Consider the following 14,252-nt stretch of genomic DNA (forward strand, 5'->3'; position numbering starts at 1 on the left):
CCTCTCATCCATGGTCCGGACTCCAGTCGGTGTCGAGTAGCGCAATCGGATCAGCGAAGGGGTTGGCGACCGGAGTGTTGCTGACCGCTCGTCGGCGTTGCTGGACCAGCGTGCCTCGGCTACACCCCGTCCATAGGCAAAGGTCTGCATCGCTCACCTGTGACTTGTCGAAAAAATACTGTGCCATATGCCGGGGCAGTTGGGCCTGAAAACTCTCTCGCAAAGCGGCGAGCTCTCTGCTGTCGATGCTCATAACGAGCAGGCTGAAGGCGCTGGCCCACGCCTGTTGTTCAATGTCGGCATCGTTGGAGACGTGGGATGGGGTGTTATGAATGAGCAGCGTGCCCTCCGGCGGATAGGGAGCCTCCCAGTACAGCGCCGGCCACAGCGGTGAAAACAGCAGAAATTCCGTTGGGCGCATCTTTTTGTTTTTACCCTGCTGGTACAACATGACGCCCTGTAATGGTTGCCGAAGCAATTGGCTGGTCAGCCCGCCGGGCAGGTTTTTCCAAGAGACGAGACGGGGGTAGGCGAGGCTCCACTGATACGCTGCGTGGGCGAGCGGATGGACAGAGAAACGGAGGTCTGGGTGGGCGCGAGACAGCGTGAAGGGGTCACTCATCAGACACCTCAAAATGGTAATTGGTCTATTTTGAGACTAGCGCCCTGCAAATTCGCGATCAAATATTGATCATTGAAATATCGATATTTTGTGACCGTGACCACGTATGTGGCGTAAATTGTTCTTAATGGTAAAACCGAATGTCAAAGGTAATTGTCATTAAGAAACAATTGATTACATTTAATGCCACATAAGTGAAATAGAGATAATCTGGCTGGAACGGCCTGTCACGCCGGGGGTCGCGGGTTCGAGTCCCGTCCGCTCCGCCACTAATTTGAAAGGCCTTCCCTCACGGGAAGGCCTTTTTGCTATGCGCCTTCAGCAAGCCCGGTCAACAGACTGGGCTTTTTCGTGCCTGCAATCTGACGTTGATGAGTGGCGAGCTGGGCGATCAGGGAGCTGGTTCGCGGCAGTGAGTGTGTGTTGGCGGTTGGCCTAATATGCGTAAAAGAGATAAGCAAAGCGCTTTTTCTTTCTTCCTGATATATGTGGAAGGCGGCATTCTGTACTCAACCCAACGATATGGAGTATCACCATGAAACTGCGAATGACCGCCCTGACCCTGCTCTCTCTGCTGACACTCGGCCAGGCCAATGCGGCCGAGGTGCGCCTGCTCAACGTCTCTTATGACCCGACCCGCGAGCTGTTCCAGGAATACAACAGCGCCTTTGCCAAGGAGTGGAAGGCAAAGACGGGCGATGATGTGGTGGTGAGCCAGTCACACGGTGGCTCCGGCAAGCAGGCCCGTGCCGTGGTGGACGGCCTGGAGGCTGACGTGGTGTCGCTGGCGCTGGCCTACGACGTCGATGCCGTGGCCAAGGCGGGTCTTACTGCCAGCAATTGGGAGGGGCGCCTTGCCAACAATGCGTCTCCCTATACCTCCACCATCGTCTTCCTGGTGCGCAAGGGCAACCCCAAGCAGATCAAGGACTGGGGCGATCTGGTTCGCAAGGATGTCGCCATCGTGACCCCGAACCCCAAGACCTCCGGCGGTGCGCGCTGGAATTATCTGGCTGCCTGGGGCTATGCCCTGAAGAAGAGCGGCACTGAAGAGGGTGCCAAACAGTTTGTCGGCGATCTGTTCAAGAACGTGAAGGTGCTGGATTCCGGCGCCCGGGGCGCCACCACCAGCTTCATCGAGCGGGGCCTCGGCGACGTTTTGCTGGCCTGGGAGAACGAAGCCCTGCTGGTGCTGAATCAGCCGGGGACCAGCGACAAGTTTGAGCTCGTGGTGCCCTCGGTCTCCATCCTGGCCGAACCCCCGGTTGCCGTGGTGGACAAGGTAGCCAAGAAGCACGGTACCGAGGCAGTCGCCAAGGGCTATCTTGATTACCTCTATTCCGACGAGGGGCAGCGGATCATCGCCAAGTACCATTATCGCCCGAGCAACCCGGCGATCCTGAAGGAGACATCGGCCCAGTTCCCGCAGCTGGCGCTCTTTACCGTCAAGGATCTGGAAGGGAATTGGGACAAGGCACAGAAGAAGCACTTCGCCCAGGGTGGGCTGTTCGACCAGATTTACCAACCGGGCGGCTAAGGCCGGCCGGTCCCTGTGACAACAGCTAGGAGCACCATGATGAACAAGATCCTTCTGGTTCCCGGTCTGCACAACAGTGGGCCGGATCACTGGCAGAGTCGCTGGCACCAGCAATTTCCCCAGTGGCAGCGGATGCTGGGTCTGCCCTGGGACAAGCCGGACCTCACCGTATGGAGCGCCAAACTGGCGAGCAAGCTCAGGAGCCGACGCAGCCGGGTCCACCTAGTGGCCCACTCCTTCGGCGCCCTGACGGCCATCGCCGCCGCCCGGCTACAGCCGGAGAAGGTTTCCTCCATCCTGATCGTGGCGCCTGCGGATCCGGCTCGTTTCGGCATTCCGGACGAGGCGCTGGCGGGCTCCATCAAGGTGTCCGCCCAGCTCATCGCCAGCCGCAACGATCCCTGGATGAGCTTCGAACGTGCCGAGTATTGGAGTCGCCAGTGGCAGGTGCCGCTGTTCGATGCCGGCGAGGTGGGCCACATCAATGCCCAGTCCGGTCATGGGGAGTGGAGTCAGGGGCTCAACCTGCTGAACACCCTTCATCACAGGGCCGAGATGGTGGTGGACCCCGCCTCGACCGAGTGGGGCAGGCGGGCTGCCCTCAGCTTCCGCTGATCCTCTGCCCATATGACAAGGAGAGTTCCCGCAAGATACCAGACAGGCTCGCCACCCTGATCCCATAGTGACTGTCTCCACAGTTCAGGTTTCACCGCTCCGTTTGTTAGGTCTTCTATTTATATAAAAGACCTTTTTTTCTATTTATCGCTCTAAAAGCCCTGGTTTGCCGTTGTTAGATAAAAAAGTGCTTAGCAAAGGCGTTATTGGTGTTTGTTGTCACTGGCGGTCGTGAGCAGAATCAGCGTATCGAAAGTTTTTATAACAAACGGATGTGTTATGCGATTAGGTTCTTATTCCGTCCTCCCTGCTCTGGGACCGACCCTGGGCTTCAGTCTGCTCTATCTGAGCATGCTGGTACTGTTGCCCCTCTCGGCACTGGTGCTGTTCGCGGTCAACAACCTGACGGCCGCCGAGTTCTGGCAGGTGATAGGCTCCCCCCGGGTGCTTGCCTCCTTTCGCCTCAGCTTCGGGGCCGCTTTTATCGCCGCCTTGCTCAACAGCCTGTTCGGGCTGATCCTGGCCTGGGTGCTGGTGCGTTACAGTTTCCCCGGTCGCCGCTTGGTGGATGCGCTCATCGACTTGCCGTTCGCCATGCCGACTGCCGTCTCCGGCATTGCCCTGTGCGCCATCTTCGCCCCCAACGGCTGGATAGGTCAGTGGGTTGCCCCCTTTGGTATAGAGCTCGCCTACAACCCCATAGGGGTGGTTATCGCCCTCACTTTCATCGGCTTGCCCTTCGTTGTGCGCACCCTGCAGCCGGTGCTGCGGGAGGCTGAGACCGAACAGGAGGAGGCCGCCGCCAGCCTTGGCGCCAATCGCTGGCAGACCTTCGCGCGAGTGTTGTGGCCTACTCTGATCCCGGCGCTGCTCACCGGTTTTGCCCTGGCGTTTGCCCGCGGGGTAGGGGAGTACGGCTCCGTCATCTTCATCGCCGGAAATTTGCCGATGGTGTCGGAAATCGCGCCGCTGATGATCATGAGCCACCTGGAGGAGTATGACTATGCCGGGGCCTCGGCCATCGCCTCCGTCATGCTGCTGATCTCGTTTGTTTTGCTGTTGATCATCAACAAGTTGCAGGCCTGGAGCTGGGCACGCATCGGAGGAAGCCGCATATGAACGCATCCAACGCAAGCCTGGATCTGGCCCTCGATGGAGTGCCTGCCACTCAGGTGCGCCAGCCTGCCGTGACCCGTGAGCCCGTCTGGGTGAAGTGGCTGCTGATAAGTGTCGGGCTGGGCTGGTTCGCCGCCCTGCTGTTGCTGCCGCTTGCCACCGTCTTTATCCAGGCCCTGAGCCCGGGCCTTGCCTTCTTCTGGCATGCCATCAGCGAACCGGATGCCCTGAGCGCTCTTGGTCTGACGGCCCTGGTGACCCTCTGCTCCGTGCCCTTCAATCTGCTGTTCGGGCTGGCGGCCGCCTGGGCCATAGCCCGCTTCCGCTTCCCGGGCCGGCAACTGCTTATTACCCTCATCGATCTGCCGTTCTCGGTCTCGCCCGTGATAGCAGGCCTGATGTTCGTGCTGATATTCGGTAGTCGCGGCTGGTTCGGCGACTGGCTGAGCGAGCACGATATCAAGATCATCTTCGCCACCCCGGGGATCATATTGGCGACCACCTTCATTACTGTGCCCTTCGTGGTGCGCGAGCTGCTGCCCCAGATGGAGGCCCGTGGTCCGGAAGAGGAGGAAGCCGCCATCATGCTGGGGGCGAGCGGCCTGCAGATGTTCTGGCGGGTCACCCTACCCGGCATCCGCTGGAGCCTGATGTACGGTCTGCTGCTCTGTACCGCCCGGGCGGTGGGGGAGTTTGGCGCCGTCTCCGTGGTCTCCGGCCACATTCGCGGCCAGACCAACACCCTGCCGCTGCACATCGAGATCCTCTACAACGAGTACCAGACCGGCGCCGCCTTCGCGGTGGCGAGCCTGCTGGCCCTGTTCGGGATCTTCACCCTGCTGGGGGAGACCCTGCTGGCCCGGCTGCGCGCTCAGCCCACCCAGTCCCATTGATATGGCCTGGTCTGCCTGCTGGCAGGCCAGCCCGGATAACCATGAATCCGGTTTAACGGTTTAGAGAGGCTGCCATGAGCATTCAGGTACAAGGACTCAACAAGCATTTCAATCAGTACGCGGCCCTGGCCGACATCAACCTCGATTTTCACGACGGCGAGCTGGTCGCCCTGCTCGGCCCCTCCGGTTGCGGCAAGACCACATTGCTGCGGATCATCGCCGGGCTGGAGCAGGCCGACAGTGGCAACGTCATCATCCGCGGCGAGGATGCCTCGGATCTCCACGTGCGCGAGCGCAACGTCGGCTTCGTGTTCCAGCACTATGCCCTGTTCAGGCACATGACGGTGTTCGAGAACGTGGCGTTTGGCCTGCGGGTCAAGCCACGTTCCGATCGGCCGAATGAAGCCAGCATCCGCGCCCGGGTCAAGGAGTTGCTGGATCTGGTGCAGCTCAGCCACGTGGCCGAGCGCTATCCGACCCAGCTTTCCGGTGGTCAGCGCCAACGGGTCGCCCTGGCGCGTGCCCTGGCGGTGCAACCCAAGGTGCTGCTGCTGGACGAGCCCTTCGGCGCCCTCGACGCCCAGGTGCGCAAGGAGCTGCGCCGCTGGCTGCGGGAGCTGCACGACGAACTGCACGTCACCAGCCTGTTCGTGACCCACGATCAGGAGGAGGCGCTGGAGGTGGCGGATAGGGTGGTGCTGATGAACGCAGGCCGGGTCGAGCAGATCGGCACTCCGGCCGAGGTCTATGACCAGCCCGCCACCGCCTTCGTGCACAGTTTCCTCGGCAGCGTAAACCTGTTCCGCGGCCGTGTGGCCGGGCAGGGGCTTGGCATAGGTGAGCAGCAGTTGGGTGGCCCCATCAGCTCCCAGCTGGCACAAGGCAGTGCGGCCATCGCCTATGTGCGCCCCCACGAGCTGGAGATTCTGCCAGCGGATGCACCGGGTGGCATCAGCGCCACCATCACCCGTTTGTTGCCCATGGGGCCGCGGATCAGGGTGGAGTTGCGCGGGGATGGCGAGACCAGGGGGGCTCACTACGAGGCCGAGCTGAGCAAGGAGGCCGCCCGGGCCTTCGCTCCCGGCCAGGGGGTGCGTCTGGTGGCCCGACATGCGCAGCTCTATCCCGACTACCAGATTTGAGGGCGAGGGCCCAAGACGAGACTCCTTTCAGGCTTGCAGCCGGACTCTGATCCGGCCACCCAATAACAAGAGGACGGTGGCAGTATCCACCGCCACTCAGCGCAGGAGGCGATGAGGTGAATTTTCAGCAATTACGCATTATCCGGGAAGCGGCGCGGCGGGATTACAACCTGACCGAGGTGGCCAATGCCCTCTTTACCTCCCAGTCTGGGGTCAGCCGCCATATCCGCGAGCTGGAGGAGGAGCTGGGGCTCGCGCTCTTCATCCGTTACGGCAAGCGGTTGCTCGGCATGACGGAGCCGGGCAAGGAGTTGCTGGTGATCGCCGAGCGCATTCTGGGGGACGCCGACAATATCCGCAAATTGGCCAGCACCTTCGCCAACCGGGATTCGGGGCGGCTGCTGGTAGCGACCACTCACACCCAGGCACGCTATGCCCTGCCCCGTGTGGTGAAGGCGTTTCGCGAGCAGTTCCCCCTGGTGCAGCTGGAGCTGCGCCAGGGCAGCCCGGAGGAGATAGTGCGGCTGGTGCAGACCGGCGAAGTGGACATCGGCATCAGCAGCGAGCAGCTCGACAAGAGCGAAGGCGTGGTCGCGTTTCCCTACTACCGCTGGCACCACAATATAGTGGTGCCGGAGCAGCACCCCCTCACCGCCGAACGGGAACTCACCCTGGCGGCCCTGGCCCACTGGCCCATAGTGACCTATCAGGCGGGCCTGACGGGGCGGGTGCGGGTGGATGAGGCCTTCGCCGAGGCGGGGATACATCCGCAGATCCTGCTGACCGCCCAGGACTCCGACGTCATCAAGACCTATGTCGAGCTGGAGATGGGGGTGGGCATACTGGCGGACATGGCGTTCGATCCCCAGCGGGACAAGGGGCTGGTACAGCTCGACGGCAGCCGGTTGTTTGCGCCGCACACCGCCTGGATAGGCCTCAAGCAGGGGCAGTTCCAGCACAACTTCACCTGGCAGTTCATCCAGCTCTGCAACCCCGAGCTGGCGCTGGCGGAGATCCAGGCCAGGGCCATGAGCAACGAGCCGCTGCTCGATTACCAGATCTGAATGTGGCGCATGGTCTGAAAAAGCAGGGAGCCCTTGGCTCCCTGCTTGTTTATTCGGCTCTTCAGCCAGGCCCAGAGCCTCACTCATTGGTTAGCGCCCGCTCTGGGGACCCAACATGCGATACAGGGTGCGATCCCCCTTGATCCTGTGATGGTAGAGGGCGGCGGCCACGTGCAGCAGGACCAGCGCCGCCAGTAACAGGCAGCCGAGGCGATGGACGCCGAAGAAGAAGGCGTTGACCTCAGGTACATCGATGGGGTTGCCGACCGGGTAGAGCCAAAACAGGGAATAACCCTGCTCCAGCATCAGGAAGCCGCTCAACAGCACGATGCACATCAGGCCGTAGAGCAGGGCGTGAGCCAGCCTGGCGGCGGGATGGTGAGGCTCGGCTTTATCTTCGGGCAGGGGTGCGCGCCAGTGCCGCCAGCCCCAGCGCAGCAGGAAGAGCGGGGTGATCAGGGTCGCCATCGACATGTTCAACACCGACAGAAACTGAAACAGCCTGGGGTGGCTGTCGATCACCAGGTGCATCAGGTAGCCCGCCAGGGTGGCGTAGAGGATGACGGCGGCCATCAATCAGTGCAGCAGGCGGCTCAGGGGGTCATAGTAGTCTTTCGTCATAGGATTTTTCCGACTGGGGCCCAGGGTGCTGCAAGGCACCGGGAGCGCGGATGACAGGCACAAAAAAGAGGCCGCTCGGGCCTCTTCTGATTGCGGGGAGCAGTTCACCAGGGTCCAGGCATCCTGCCAGTTGGTGCCCACACCGGGCTCATACTGGGTCGCAGTGCTTGTCCAGATGGTGCACCAGCCGCTGTAGGGGTAGGGCTTGCACTGATAGATCTTGCCATCTTTCGGCTGCAGTACCTTGGTGCCTGCCGCATAGGATTTGAGCCCCTCCGGGAAACTGTACTGGTAGTCACCGCCGCTGGCCGGATCCTTGAACATCAGATCCACGGTCTGCTGCAGGGGGGCGCCGCCCGCCTTCGGCTTGCCCTCGATCACCAGTTGGTGGTGACCGGCGCTCAGACCGCTGACCTCCATGGTGAAGCTCTGGCTGCTGTCCTTGATGTCGGCACTGGTTTGACCCTTGGCGGCGCCACCGTGGTCATACAGGGTGTTGGTGACCGCGAGATCCCCCTCGGCCGTGACGGTGAAGTTGAGGGTGACCTTGCCGTTGTCGAGCAGGTATTCGTTCTCCAGCCCGCTCACGCTGATGCCGTCATTCACCGGGGGTTGCTGCTGCTCGAGCTGGACCTCGACCCGCTGCAGGTTGCTGCCCGCCTTCAGGTAGACGGGATTCTGGCCGTAGACCGGGTTGAACTGGCCATCGGAGCCTTGCTGACCAGCGCGGATCTGGCTCTGCTCGGCGTTGATCTTGGCGGCCAGATCGTGGGCCCAGTTGTTCTTTTGACCCTGCTCGGCGGAACCAATGGTCAGCACTGTCTGCAGATCGGTGCGCTCGCCGTTGGCGTCGAATACCCGGGTCTTGGCCTTGTCGCCGGCAACCAGATCGATGGAGGAGTAGATGGTCCCGCCCTGGCTCCAGGCCAGCGGTGGCTGGGTGCCGCCGTCGAACTGGACATCGATCAGGTTGTAGAAGCTGTTGGCGGTATCTCCCACTTCCCAGACGCCGAGGATGACCTGATGACCGGTGCGCGCCGGCAGGGTGCACTGATGGGTGACCTGTTTGGGCGGTTGCACCATGCCCCCGTCGATGACACAGAACGGATTGAGATCGAAGGAGTCCCTGGTCAGCGGCTGGTTCGGATTCCACTCCTGCTTGGTGAGGTAGTAGCGCCAGTTGCGGGTGACATGGTTGGCGGTGAAGGTCCAGCCGATGGCGAAGGGGCCGGCCTGCACCTGTCGCTTGGTCCAGCGATCGCTGGTCTGGGCGTTGAGCTCAGCGAATTGTGGATGACCGGCCGAGGCGATCTGGCCGTCGGCGGGGCCGCCATTGGGGAAGCCGGACGGCGCCTCCAGGCTCTGTGGCTCCCATTGAATGGCGCCGCACTGGCTGTTGCCGCCGGTCTTGCACAGATAGTTGCGCCCTTCCGGCTGGCTGATGTAGCCGTGGGCGAGCGCGCCGCCGCTGGCGAGCAACGCCAGCGCGGTGGCCACATGATTGAGTTTGATTTTTGCTGCCATACATTCCTCTGTTCGGTGATGTGGGCAGTCAAGTTGGCAGGGGAATTCCCCGTGACACACCTGAGTGTGGCAACCCCGCTATCCTGGACGACATGTCTTTAGACCGGAGGCTTTGCGTCCTGGCCTTTCAACCAGTTTGCCAAATGACTACATAAAGGGTCAGGGTGCCGCCTTTGATGACGACACAGTCATGATGGCTTTTTTTTGATTAAATTATTAAGTATAAATCTTTGCAACTTGATCTCATCGGAGTAGAGCAATAACTTAACTCATTGTTTTTAAATTTATATTTAATCCATCAAGTTGGGGTTAGTTCGCCCATTCTGTTGAAAAGATGCGAGGTGGTGACATTTTTCATTGATGAAAAAATCCCCTGTCGGCGGGGCCGGCAGGGGATGGGACTGGGTCAGGTGGTCAGTGGTGCGGGTACTGGTCTGTGCGGCGGGAGGGCGAGGGGCGCGGAGCCTGACCGGGCGACAGATCCCGGGGGAGGCCATTGCCGAGCCTGAACACCGCCAGCCGCTCGTCCAGGCTGCGGGAGAGTCCGGCCAGCAGCTCGCTCTCCCGGGCCAGCTGGGATGCGGCCTGGGACATCTCCAGGGCCGAGTCATTGATGCCGCTGACGTTGCGGTTCATGTCCTCGGCCACCATGCTCTGCTGCTCCGCCGCAGTGGCGATCTGGGTCGCCATGTCGCTCACGTGCTGGATGTGATTGACGATGAGGGAGAGATCCTGCCCCGCCTTTTCGGACTGGCCGACGCTGCTCTCCGCCAGCTTGCGGCTGGCGTCCATGGCGCTGGCGGCGGTCATCGCCCGCTGCTGCAACTGGGTGATGGTGCTCTGGATCTCCTCGGTGGAGTGGCGGGTGCGGCTGGCCAGCTGGCGTACCTCGTCGGCCACCACGGCGAAGCCGCGACCCTGCTCGCCAGCGCGGGCCGCCTCGATGGCGGCGTTGAGGGCCAGCAGATTGGTCTGATCCGAGATGGCGCTGATGACGGCCGTCACCTCGCCTATCTGCATCACCCCCTCCTTGAGCCGATTGACCTGATGGGTGGCCTGCTCCACCTCGGTGGCGAGTGCCTGGATGCCGTGCACGCTGGCGTGGACGTCTTCGTTGCCGAGTCCGGCCTCGCTGGTGGCATCCTGGGTGTCGCGAGCCGTGTTCTCGGCGTGACCCGCCACGTCCGAGATGGTGGCGCTCATCTCGTTCATGGCGGTGGCGAGCTGGGCCAGCTGATCCCGCTGGTTGTTGACCGCCTGATTGGTCTGCTCGGCGGAGGCGGCGATGCGCAGGGCGGCATCCGCCACGTTGCGAGCCCCCTGGCTGGCTTCCAGCAGGGCGTGACGAATGGCATCCAGTCCCTGATTGGTGCTGGTGGCGACGGCCCCCAGCTCATCCTTGCCATGCACCGGGATGCTCACCACCAGATCGCCGGCTGCCACCTGGGCCATGGCCCCCTTGATCTCGGCCAGTGGCTTGACGATGGAGCGGCTGATGGTCATCCCCAGCCATCCCATCAGCAGGATCACCAGCAGGGTGGCCCCTCCCATCAGCTCATACTGGGACCAGATGGTGGCCTCGATGTCTTGCAGCAAGAGACCGGAGCCCAGGATCCAGCCCCAGGGCTGGTAGCCGGCCACCAGTGACATCTTCTGGGCCACCTCGCCGGAGGGGGAGATCCATTGGTATTCAAGACGACCCTGATGGCCTCCCTTGCCCAGATCCACCATGCGTTGCCAGTGGGCGTCGGCGGGGGCTGCGTCGGGCGCGCCCATCTGCTGGCCGGCCAGCTCGGGCTTGGCAGGATGCACCATCACCCGGCGATTCTCATCCAGTACGAACAGATAGTTGTCGCCATCGAAGCGCATGCTGTCGAGCATGGCCTTGGCCTCGGCCTGCGCCTCTGGGGCGGGCAGGGTGGCGGCGAGGGTCTGTATCCGGCTCATGGCGAGATCCAGCACCGCCTGCAATCTGGCTTCCCGCTCACTCATCAGGTTGCGATGCAGGGCACTGGCCGAGATGAGCAGCAGTGCGATGAAGCCGACCAGCGCCACCGAGAGCAGCAGCATCAGTTTGCGACTCACGGCGATATCACCGAGCTTGAACATAGTCTTTTCCTTCTTTCCCGTGCGGATCTGGTGAGGGCCAGTCAGTTGGCTGGCCTCGATTATTTTTGGTTAACATTTATTTAACTTTCAATGGGTTGTGATGATTGACCGCCAATTGAGTTTTTTGGCAACCAGTATAGCCAGCAGACAGGAACCCTCGCTTTTGATAGCGTGGTCTGGCGCATCCCGGCGCACTATTTGCCGGCCCTATTTGCAGGAAGTGTGAATGAGTTGGCATTTCACCAAAAAGGAGTGGGCACCCCTGTGGGTGACCCCATAAAAAGAGGGAATTTATGAGTTCCATTGCCAGGAATTACTTGAACCAGCTCAACGCCGACTACCTGAGGGTACACAGGCGCAAGGAGGATCTGTTCTGGTCCACCTACATGGGTACCAGCGACGATCAGGCCGGTTTCACCGCCGCCGAGCAGGCCTACAAGGCGTTCTGCGCCGATCCGGCCAGGCTGCCCGCATTGCGGGAGATGCAGGCCCAGGCTGAGGAGCCCGCTCTCAGGCGCGGCCTGGCGGGCTGGGTGGCCTTCTTCGAGTGCAACGTCATCGAGGATCCGGCCGCCGCCGCCCTGATGGACGAGCTGGTGGTCGCCGAGGCGGATCTCTTTACCCGCCGCAAGGGGTTGAAACTGACTTTGCTGGACGAGCAGGGCCGCCAGGTGGCCGGCAGTCTGCCCGCCGCCAGCACGGCGCTGGCCGCCAGTGCCGACGAGGCGGTGCGCCAGAGTGCGCTCGCCATGTTCCACACCCTGGAGCAGTGGGTGGTCGGCAACGGCTTCCTCGAGGTGGTAGCCCTGCGCAACCGCTTCGCCCGGGCCATGGGTTATCGGGACTACTTCGACTACAAGGTGCACAAGAACGAGCAGATGAGCCCGGAGCAGCTGTTCGCCGTGCTCGATGACTTTATCAGCCGCACTGAACAGCGGGTACACCAGAGCCTGGCGGAGCTGAAAGCCGCCAAGGGAGAGGCGGCGCTACTGCCCCACAACCTGCGCTACAGCGTGAGTGGCGACGTGACTCGCCAGCTCGACCCTTATGTGCCCTTCTCCCGGGCGCTGCAGGATTGGGTCGAGAGCTTCCGCCGCCTCGGCATCCAGTATCGCGGTGCCACCCTCACCCTGGATCTGCTGACCCGGGAGGGGAAATACGAGAACGGTTTCTGCCACGGCCCGGTGCCGAGCTTCTGGCAGGAGGGGGAGTGGGTGCCCGCCGTGGTCAACTTCACCAGCCTGGCGGATCCGGCCCAGGTGGGCAGCGGCTGGAGCGGCCTCAACACCCTGTTCCACGAAGGGGGCCATGCGGCGCACTTTGCCAATGTCACCGGCAACGCGCCCTGCTTCTCCCAGGAGTTTCCGCCCACTTCCATGGCCTATGCCGAGACCCAGTCCATGTTCTGCGACAGCCTGCTGGATGACGCGGACTGGCTCAAGGGCTATGCCAGGAATGGGGAGGGGGAGGCGATTCCCGACGAGCTCATCAAGGCGATGATCGAGGCGCGCCAGCCGTTTCGCGCCTTCAACGAGCGCCAGATTGCGCTGGTGGCCTACTTCGAACGGGATCTCTACGCCATGGCAGACAGTGAGCGCACTCCCGAGGCGGTGCTGGCACTGGCCCGGCGCTGGGAGCGCACCATCCTGGGAGTGGAGAGCCCGCGCCCGCTGCTCGCCATTCCGCACCTGCTCAACCAGGAGTCGGCCTGCGCCTATCATGGCTACCTGCTGGCGCTGATGGCGGTGGAACAGACCCGCGCCTACTTCCTGGGGCGCGACGGCTACCTCACCGACAACCCGCGCATCGGGCCGGATCTGGCCGCCCACTACTGGGGGCCGGGCAACGGCATGACTCATGACGAGACGCTCAGGAGCCTCACTGGCGAAGGCTTCAGTGCCGCTCCCCTGGCCGAGGCGTGCAACCAGAGTGTGGCGCAGGCGTGGGCGACGGCCGCAGCCTGCATGGCGGCGGCGCGCCAGCGCCCACCGGCAGGAGAGGGGACGCCGCTCGACGCCCACATCCGGGTGATGCACGGCGCCGAGCTGATAGCCGACAACCTCGAGTCGGAGAGCCGCATGCTGGCCGACTTCGAGGCCTGGATCCGCCAGCATTATCAGCGTGAGTCCTCCGCCGCCCTGTGAGGCGCTCCTCCACCATCAAGCCCTGCCCCTCGGCAGGGCTTGTTCATTTCAGCAGGAAGCAAGCTTGGTCAGGCGGGGCGGGATCTTTGCCGCGGCGCAAGATGTGCCTGTTTTTTGCGCCATCTATCTGTTTTGACTATTAATTATGGTGATGCGCAGAGGCTTTGGCTGAGCGCTGGTGAGGCGGGTCACAGATATGTTTCTCTGGATATATTGAGTATTCACGGCGATCCCATATCATGGCGCTCGCTCGCCGCCAGAGAGTGGCGACATTCAGATGATTAGCTAAATACAAAGCCCTGAAGGCTTGTCGAGGGATGGAAATTGAGAGCCGTATTGTTGTGTTTGCTGGGGCTGTGGCCCGCATTGAGTTTTGCCACCCTGTCCGCCGACATGGTGGTGGTCAAGAAGTCGAGTTATAGCCTGACCCTGATGAAGGATGGCAAGCCGGTCAAACGCTATTGGGTCGCCCTGGGTCCGGCTCCCAAGGGGCACAAGCTGCAGGAAGGGGATCAGCGTACCCCGGAAGGGCGCTACACCCTCGACTACAAGAAGAGCAATTCCGGCTTCTACAAGGCTATCCACATCAACTACCCGAATCTGGACGACATCAAGCGTGCCAATGAGCTGGGAGTGCGCCCGGGCGGCATGATCATGATCCACGGTCAGCTCAACCGTATGGGGGATCGCAGGGTGCAGCCGTCCAACTGGACCAATGGTTGCATCGCCGTGCTCAACCACGAGATGGACGAGATCTGGAACGCCGTCGAGCCCGGCACCCCCATCATCATCGAGCCCTGATCCTCGCCCCTCACGCCCGCTGCCCAGCGGGCGTTTTATTTCCTCCCTGGATGGCGTGACAGTC

Annotated in this window: 12 protein-coding genes and 1 riboswitch; of the genes, 8 read left to right on the plus strand and 4 right to left on the minus strand. The window is 62.1% G+C overall.

The window, feature by feature from the left end; translation table 11 throughout:
• Positions 1 to 4: 4 nt before the first annotated feature.
• The gene (locus KI797_RS03030) at positions 5 to 622 is read right to left on the minus strand and encodes a hypothetical protein (protein WP_041997608.1); all 618 of its coding nucleotides are present in this window, start codon (positions 620 to 622) and stop codon (positions 5 to 7) included.
• Positions 623 to 1,157: 535 nt separating this feature from the next.
• Here KI797_RS03030 and KI797_RS03035 point away from each other — a divergent pair.
• From KI797_RS03035 to cbl, 6 genes are all read left to right on the plus strand, one after another.
• Positions 1,158 to 2,159 (plus strand): sulfate ABC transporter substrate-binding protein, encoded by a 1,002-nt coding sequence (locus KI797_RS03035; protein WP_226171369.1) that lies wholly within the window; start codon positions 1,158 to 1,160, stop codon positions 2,157 to 2,159.
• A gap of 39 nt (positions 2,160 to 2,198) precedes the next feature.
• Entirely contained in the window at positions 2,199 to 2,774 is a 576-nt protein-coding gene (locus tag KI797_RS03040) for an RBBP9/YdeN family alpha/beta hydrolase (protein WP_283942477.1), read from the plus strand.
• 279 nt (positions 2,775 to 3,053) lie between these two features.
• Positions 3,054 to 3,893 (plus strand): sulfate ABC transporter permease subunit CysT, encoded by an 840-nt coding sequence (cysT, locus tag KI797_RS03045; protein ID WP_226171373.1) that lies wholly within the window; start codon positions 3,054 to 3,056, stop codon positions 3,891 to 3,893.
• Positions 3,890 to 4,783, plus strand: coding sequence for a sulfate ABC transporter permease subunit CysW (gene cysW / locus KI797_RS03050; RefSeq protein WP_226171376.1), 894 nt, complete (start codon positions 3,890 to 3,892; stop codon positions 4,781 to 4,783). Before cysT ends, cysW begins: the two co-directional genes overlap by 4 nt.
• Positions 4,784 to 4,857: 74 nt before the next feature.
• Positions 4,858 to 5,925 (plus strand): sulfate/molybdate ABC transporter ATP-binding protein, encoded by a 1,068-nt coding sequence (locus KI797_RS03055; protein ID WP_202047812.1) that lies wholly within the window; start codon positions 4,858 to 4,860, stop codon positions 5,923 to 5,925.
• A 116-nt stretch (positions 5,926 to 6,041) separates the two neighbouring features.
• Positions 6,042 to 6,989 carry an HTH-type transcriptional regulator Cbl gene (cbl, locus tag KI797_RS03060; RefSeq protein WP_025325756.1) on the plus strand — a complete coding sequence of 316 codons (948 nt, stop codon included), beginning with the start codon at positions 6,042 to 6,044 and terminating at the stop codon, positions 6,987 to 6,989.
• Positions 6,990 to 7,079: 90 nt separating this feature from the next.
• On the opposite strand, the gene KI797_RS03065 is transcribed toward cbl, so the two are convergent.
• The 3 genes from KI797_RS03065 to KI797_RS03075 form a co-directional block, all read right to left on the minus strand.
• Entirely contained in the window at positions 7,080 to 7,562 is a 483-nt protein-coding gene (locus tag KI797_RS03065; protein ID WP_226171378.1) for a cytochrome b, read from the minus strand.
• Positions 7,563 to 7,565: 3 nt separating this feature from the next.
• Entirely contained in the window at positions 7,566 to 9,134 is a 1,569-nt protein-coding gene (gbpA, locus tag KI797_RS03070; RefSeq protein ID WP_226171380.1) for an N-acetylglucosamine-binding protein GbpA, read from the minus strand.
• A gap of 65 nt (positions 9,135 to 9,199) precedes the next feature.
• Positions 9,200 to 9,285, minus strand: a riboswitch (cyclic di-GMP riboswitch).
• A gap of 263 nt (positions 9,286 to 9,548) precedes the next feature.
• Positions 9,549 to 11,243 carry a methyl-accepting chemotaxis protein gene (locus tag KI797_RS03075; protein ID WP_226171381.1) on the minus strand — a complete coding sequence of 565 codons (1,695 nt, stop codon included), beginning with the start codon at positions 11,241 to 11,243 and terminating at the stop codon, positions 9,549 to 9,551.
• 293 nt (positions 11,244 to 11,536) lie between these two features.
• Here KI797_RS03075 and KI797_RS03080 point away from each other — a divergent pair, with 293 nt between their 5' ends.
• Complete coding sequence (locus KI797_RS03080) at positions 11,537 to 13,387, plus strand: M3 family metallopeptidase (RefSeq protein ID WP_226171383.1); 1,851 nt, start codon at positions 11,537 to 11,539, stop codon at positions 13,385 to 13,387.
• Positions 13,388 to 13,732: 345 nt separating this feature from the next.
• On the plus strand, positions 13,733 to 14,188 hold the full coding sequence (locus KI797_RS03085; RefSeq protein WP_005332639.1) for a L,D-transpeptidase family protein: 456 nt from the start codon (positions 13,733 to 13,735) through the stop codon (positions 14,186 to 14,188).
• Positions 14,189 to 14,252: the final 64 nt, after the last annotated feature.

Source organism: Aeromonas media, assembly GCF_020423125.1.
Classification (GTDB): Bacteria; Pseudomonadota; Gammaproteobacteria; order Enterobacterales; family Aeromonadaceae; genus Aeromonas; species Aeromonas media.

Bases quoted from the DNA above. Each gene is read 5' to 3' on its own strand.
- gbpA (WP_226171380.1), bottom strand. From the start codon at position 9,134: ATGGCAGCAAAAATCAAACTCAATCATGTGGCCACCGCGCTGGCGTTG.
- cysT (WP_226171373.1), top strand. From the start codon at position 3,054: ATGCGATTAGGTTCTTATTCCGTCCTCCCTGCTCTGGGACCGACCCTG.
- KI797_RS03065 (WP_226171378.1), bottom strand. From the start codon at position 7,562: ATGGCCGCCGTCATCCTCTACGCCACCCTGGCGGGCTACCTGATGCAC.
- KI797_RS03030 (WP_041997608.1), bottom strand. From the start codon at position 622: ATGAGTGACCCCTTCACGCTGTCTCGCGCCCACCCAGACCTCCGTTTC.
- KI797_RS03055 (WP_202047812.1), top strand. From the start codon at position 4,858: ATGAGCATTCAGGTACAAGGACTCAACAAGCATTTCAATCAGTACGCG.
- KI797_RS03035 (WP_226171369.1), top strand. From the start codon at position 1,158: ATGAAACTGCGAATGACCGCCCTGACCCTGCTCTCTCTGCTGACACTC.
- cysW (WP_226171376.1), top strand. From the start codon at position 3,890: ATGAACGCATCCAACGCAAGCCTGGATCTGGCCCTCGATGGAGTGCCT.
- KI797_RS03080 (WP_226171383.1), top strand. From the start codon at position 11,537: ATGAGTTCCATTGCCAGGAATTACTTGAACCAGCTCAACGCCGACTAC.
- KI797_RS03075 (WP_226171381.1), bottom strand. From the start codon at position 11,243: ATGTTCAAGCTCGGTGATATCGCCGTGAGTCGCAAACTGATGCTGCTG.
- KI797_RS03040 (WP_283942477.1), top strand. From the start codon at position 2,199: ATGAACAAGATCCTTCTGGTTCCCGGTCTGCACAACAGTGGGCCGGAT.